This window comes from Kitasatospora sp. NPDC024654, from assembly GCF_055559155.1.
The window spans coordinates 1-5,813 of record NZ_JBVHLF010000100.1 but is presented as its reverse complement, the minus strand read 5'-3'; the positions used below and the strand labels follow the sequence as shown (position 1 = coordinate 5,813).

Here is a 5,813-nt window from a genome sequence, read left to right as displayed (position 1 = left end):
CACACCCCCGCCACACCCGGCACCTGCGCCTGACCACCCAGCCGGCCCTCGGTCCCCACGTCCCGCGCCACCCGAGTCACCTGCGCGGCGAAGGAGTTCAGCTGGTCGACCATCGTGTTGACGGTGTTCTTCAACTCCAGCATCTCGCCCGCCACGTCCACCGTGACCTTGTGCGAGAGGTCGCCCTTGGCGACCGCGGTGGTCACCTCGGCGATGTTGCGCACCTGAGCCGTCAGCCGGCCGGCCATCGTGTTGACCGAGTCGGCGAGGTCCTTCCAGCTGCCGGACATCGAGCGCACCCGGGCCTGGCCGCCGAGCTTGCCCTCGGTGCCGACTTCGATGGCGACCCGGGTCACCTCGTCGGTGAACTCGGAGAGCTGGTCCACCAGGCCGTTGACGGTCCGGCCGACCTTGAGGAACTCGCCGCGCAGCGGGTGGCTGCCGCCGTCCGGATGGATCGACCGCAGCTCCATCCGCTGGTCCAGGTCGCCCTCGGCGATCGACGCCAGCACTCGGCCCACCTCGGCCATCGGGCGGGCCAGGTCGTCGATCAGCGCGTTGCTGTTGTCCACCGCCGAGGCCCAGGCGCCCTCACCGGCGCCGTTCTCCAGCCGCGCGGTCAGCCGACCCTCCCGGCCGACCGCCCGCCGGACCCGGGCCAGTTCGCCGGTCAGGTGCTGGTTGCGCTCGGCCACCTCGTTGAAGACGGCCGCGATCTCGGCCATCGGTCCGTCTCCCGGCACGGTCAGTCGGCGGCGGAAGTTGCCGTCCCGCATCGCGGTCAGCGCGCTGAGCAGCTTGCGGAGCTCGGCGGGCTCGGCGCCCCGGTTGTGCGCCGCCCGGCGCCCGGTCCCGCCGCGGGCCGACGGCGCCGTCCGGCCGCCCCGCGGCGCGGCGCCCTTCTGCCCAGTGGCGCTCTGCCCGGCGGCGTCCTTGATGGCCGAACTCAACGGGACCCTCCCAGATCGCGACTGACTTCCGTACCGCTGCGCAGCGGTACGGCGGTACTGCGGACCCCCCAGTCTGACAGCACCGACCGACTGTGTAGGCCCGCTTGCCGAGGCTTCCACACCTGTGACGGCGACGTGGTGGGCAGAATCACTCTCCGGTGCCTGTTTCGGCGCCCCTTGCCCACGGGAAACCAGCCGGAAAGTAGGGTGGAGCGCTGCACCTCGCCCTGCCCGTTCCACGCCGGGACCCGCTCCCGTGCCGTGGAGCCCGGGCGCCGGGCAGCCCCACCCGAACCAGAGGAGACGTGGCCCGTGGTCACCGCGCGTGCAGCCGCCACCTTCGAGCCGGACGGCCGGTCGGCGTCCGCCGCGCGCGGGTTCGTCCGCGCCGCGCTGCTGGGCTGGGGCCTGCCGGAGGTCGTCGACGACGCCGTCGTCCTGGTCAGCGAACTGGTCACCAACGCGGTCGTACACGCCGGGACCGCCGCCGAGGTGAGCTGCCTGCGGGACGAGGACTCGGTCCAGATCGGGGTCACCGACCGCCACCCCGAGCGCGGCCTGCCCGCCTTCGCCGGCCCGGCCGCCGGGGAGGTGACGGTCTCCGAGCACTTCGCCGACGCCGACGGCGAGGGCGGCCGCGGGCTGCTGATGTGCTCCGCGCTCTCCAGCCGCTGGGGCGTCGAGTACAGCGCCGGGCAGAAGACGGTCTGGTTCCAGCTGCCACTGCAACGCGTCGTGCCCGGCACCCGCTACGCCCTGCCGCAGGCGCCCGGCGACGTGCTGCCGAGCACCGACGGGCCGGTCCTGGTCGCGGTGGTCCAGGTGGACGGCGAGGGCCTGGTCCGGTCCTGGAACGCCGACGCCGAGGCGCTGTTCCGGCACCCGGCCACCGAGCTGCTCGGCACGCCCTGGGCGGACCAGGTGGTCTGGCCGCACTCCCCCGGCACCACGCCGGGGATCGCCGAGGCGCTCCGGCTGGCCCGCTGGGAGGGCACCTTCGGGGTCCGCCGGGCCGACCGCCGGACGATCGAGGTCTACGGCTCGCAGGTGCGCGTGCTGGACTCCACCGGCAGCCCGTCCACGCTCTGCCTGATGGTCCGCGAGCGGGACAAGGCGGTGCTCTGCTCCCCCGGCCGCACCGCCGCCACCGGGCGGACCGCGGCCCCCGCCGAGCCACTGGACCTGCTGCTCGAGGGCCTGCAGACCGACGACCTGGCCGGCCTGCTGCAGCACACCGTCGAGCGGGCCCGCGACCTGATGGACGGTGACGCCGCCTACCTGCTGCTGACCACCGAGGACGAGACCGAGTTCGAGGTGCGCGCCGCCACCGGACTGCCGGCCGCCCGCCAGCGGTTCACCACCATCCCGATCGACTCCGGCCACGGCCGCTACGACTGGGCCAGGCTGCCGGCCGTGCACGAGGACCTGACAGTCCGTCCGGGGGCCGTACCGCTGCTGGCCGGCACCGGGCTGCGCTCGCTGGTCACCGTGCCGCTCAAGGTCGAAGGACGGCTCACCGGCTCGCTCGGAGTCGCCTCCAGCAAGCCCGGCCAGTACGACAACGACCAGGCGCTGCGCCTGCAGTTCGCCGCCGACCGGATCGCCCTGACCGTGGAGAACGCCCGGCTGGCCGAGCTGGAACGGCTCCGCCGCGGCTCGCTCTCCTTCCTGGTGGAGGCCTCCGACCTGCTGGCCGGCACCCTGGAGCACGAGCAGACACTGGCCCTGATGGCGCAGATGGCGGTGCCGACGCTGGCCTCCTGGTGCGCCGTCTACACCACCGGCGAGCACGACGGGGTGAGCGGACCGGCCTTCGTCCTGCACGAGGACGAGGAGCGGATCGATCCGCTCCGGGCGCTGCTGCGGCGCGCGGAGGCGCCACGGGCCGTCCCGGCTACCGCCGCCGCGCCGTGGCACGGGCCGGCCACCACCGTGACCGCCGACGAACCGGCCGGCCTGATCGGCGAGACCGTGGTGCTGCCGCTCTCCGCCCGCAACCGGGTGATCGGGCTACTGGTGCTGGGCACCGCGGCCGGCGTGCGGTTCCGGCAGGAGATCCTGGAGCTCGCCGAGGACCTCTCCCGGCGGGCCGCGCTGGCGCTCGACAACTCCCGGCTCTACTCCGAGCGCACCGCCACCAGCCAGGCGCTGCAGCGCAGCCTGCTGCCGCCGGAGCTGCCGCCGATCCCCGGCGTCGAGGTGGAGGTCTACTACCAGGCCGCCGGCGAGGGCAACGAGGTCGGCGGCGACTTCTACGACCTCTTCCCGATCCGCGAGGGCACCTACGGCTTCGCGATCGGCGACGTCTGCGGCACCGGCCCGGAGGCCGCCTCGGTCACCGGACTGGCCCGGCACTCGCTGCGGCTGCTGGCTCGCGAGGGCCTGGACGCGCCGCAGGTGCTGACCCGACTCAACGCGGCCATCCTCGACGAGGGCACCCGTAGTCGCTTCCTCACCCTGCTCTACGGCGAGCTGACCCCGCAGGCGGACGGCAGCACCGAGCTCTCGCTGGTCTGCGCCGGCCACCCGCTGCCGCTGCGGCTGCGCACCGACGGCCGGGTCGACCCGGCGGCGACCCCGCAGCCGCTGCTCGGCGTGCTGGACGAGCTGGAGCTGACCGCCGAGCGGGTCGTGCTGGAGCCCGGCGAGGTGCTGCTCTGCGTCACCGACGGTGTGACCGAGCGCCGGGAGGGGCAACGGATGCTGGGCGACGACGGCCTGGCCGACGTGCTCAGCGGCTGTACCGGGCTGACCGCGGGTGCCGTGGCGGCCCGGGTCCAACGCGCGGTCGAGCGGTTCGCGCCCGAGCCGCCCTCCGACGACATGGCGATCATCGCACTGCGGGTTCCGGTCCAGCGCTGACCCACTCGCCAGTGCGGCGGATCCATCGGAGTACGGCGTCAGCTGGTCCGATCTGACCGTTGCTCAGCTGACAAACGAACAAATTCTACGATTCACAAGGGTACAAGCGGCCCCGGGCGGGTACACCCCCAGCTGACCGGGAAACCCCCCGGCGAACCCAGTCTCGGCAGGTCAGCTGCTGGGACGTGTACGGCCGAGGTCGGCCGCGCCCACAGCTGGGCGCCCCGGCGCGGCGTCCGGCGGCTGCCGCGTCCGCCGCCGCAGTCACACCCCCTCGTCTCTTCTCGCGCAGACCAGCGCGCCCGCGTGGGCCCATGCCCGCTGGGCGCTCACTTCGCCACGACCGCACCACGCGTGAAAGGAGCCTCCGGTGAGCACTGACGCTACCGGGGCCAATGCCCGACCCGCCGCGCTCGACGCGGGCCCACTCGGATACCTCGCACTCGGCCTGACCCTCCTCGCCTACGGACTGCTGCAGACCGGGATCCTCAGCCACACCGGCGTGGCCGACGCCGCGGGCTTCGCCCACGTGGTCGGCGGGATCGCGCTCTTCGTCGCCGGTCTCTGGCAGTTCCGCGCCGGCGACTCGTTCAACGGGACGGCGTTCGCCGGGCTCGGCGCCTTCTGGGTGGCCTGGGCGGCGGGCGGCCTGGGCGCCGGCCGGCACGGCGCCGGTCTCTTCCTGCTGCTCTGGGCCCTGCTGGCGCTCACCCTCGCGGTGGCGAGCTGGCAGGCCGGCCTCTTCAGCCGGGGCGTCTACGCGCTGCTCACGATCTCCCTGCTGCTCGCCATGGTGGGCACCTGGTGGCACACCGACGGCCTGGTGAAGGCGGCCGGCTGGGTCGCGGCCGTCGCCGGCCTGGTCAGCTGGTACTGGGCCACCGCGGCACTCACCAACAACAGTTGGGGGCGGGCGGCCCTGCCCGTGAAGTGACGTTCGGCTCGGCACGCTGATGGGCGGGACCCCGGTCGGGGTCCCGCCCATCACGGCGTGCCGTTCAGCGGGCGGCTCAGCGAGTAGCGGGTTCGCGCGGTGCCTCCGCCCCGCCGACGCGCTGCCGGGCCGGGTGACGGCCCGCCCGGACCCGCTGCCAGCCGTACTGCGTGGCGTACGCGAGCAGCAGCAGGAGGACCGCCACCAGGCCGTCCGCCCAGAAGTGGTTGGCGGTGACCACGACCACCGCGATGGTCAGCGCGGGGTAGACCGGGATCAGCCAGCGCCAGGCCGAGCGGGAAACGCTGATCACGGCGACCGCGACCAGCACGCTCCAGGCGACGTGGACCGACGGCATCGCGGAGAACTCGTCGGCGCGGATCGGACCGATCCCCGCACCGTAGACGGACTGGCCGTACTGCGCGGCGACGTCCACGAATCCCTGGTCCGTCAGCATCCGCGGCGGCGCGACCGGGAGGAACTGCACCACCAGGCAGGCGGCGGTCACCAGCACCACGGTGGTCCGCACCCAGGGATAGCGCGCCCGGTGCCGGACGAACACCCACACCAGCAGCACGAGCATCACCGCGAAGTGCATGATCGCGTAGTAGTAGTTCGCCAGCTGCACCAGTACCGGATAGGGCGTGACCGCGCGCTGCCAGGTGGCCTCGTCGGGCAGTCCGAGCCGCAGTTCGGTGCGGTGGATCCACTCGGCACGGTCCAGCGCGTGGGCCGTGCTGAGCAGGGAGAGCCGGCCGACCAGCTGCCAGAGCGCGAAGAGGGCCAGCAGCAGGCCCACCTCGCGCAGGACGAGCACGGCCAGAGCACGGCGTGGGGCGAGGCGGTGCACGGCGTACGCGGCTGCCAGCAGCCCGACGCCGGTGCCGCCTGCGCTCTGCCACGAAAGGGTCAGGTTCTGCAATGCCGTGTACCTCTCCACCGGGCTGAAGTGCTGGCAGAGAGGGTAACCCGGGACATGCGAGAAGCCCCTCCCGGTCTCCCGGAAGGGGCTTCTCTGAAAAATCGTTCGGCGGCGTCCTACTCTCCCACAGGGTCCCCCCTGCAGT

The 5,813-nt window shown here is 73.5% G+C and carries 3 protein-coding genes and 1 pseudogene; 2 read left to right on the top strand and 2 right to left on the bottom strand.

Annotated elements, in window-relative coordinates:
• Positions 1–776, bottom strand: a pseudogene (locus tag ACZ38L_RS33740) (HAMP domain-containing protein); the annotation flags it as partial.
• A 486-nt stretch (positions 777–1,262) separates the two neighbouring features.
• Between ACZ38L_RS33740 and ACZ38L_RS33735 the strand changes: the two are divergent.
• Together ACZ38L_RS33735 and ACZ38L_RS33730 are read left to right on the top strand one after the other, a co-directional pair.
• Positions 1,263–3,812, top strand: coding sequence for a SpoIIE family protein phosphatase (locus ACZ38L_RS33735; RefSeq protein WP_465700706.1), 2,550 nt, complete (start codon positions 1,263–1,265; stop codon positions 3,810–3,812).
• 370 nt (positions 3,813–4,182) lie between these two features.
• Positions 4,183–4,746 carry an acetate uptake transporter gene (locus ACZ38L_RS33730; protein ID WP_465700703.1) on the top strand — a complete coding sequence of 188 codons (564 nt, stop codon included), beginning with the start codon at positions 4,183–4,185 and terminating at the stop codon, positions 4,744–4,746.
• A 76-nt stretch (positions 4,747–4,822) separates the two neighbouring features.
• Here ACZ38L_RS33730 and ACZ38L_RS33725 read toward each other — a convergent pair whose 3' ends face one another.
• Positions 4,823–5,668 (bottom strand): phosphatase PAP2 family protein, encoded by an 846-nt coding sequence (locus ACZ38L_RS33725; RefSeq protein WP_465700700.1) that lies wholly within the window; start codon positions 5,666–5,668, stop codon positions 4,823–4,825.
• Between the last annotated feature and the right edge of the window lie 145 nt (positions 5,669–5,813).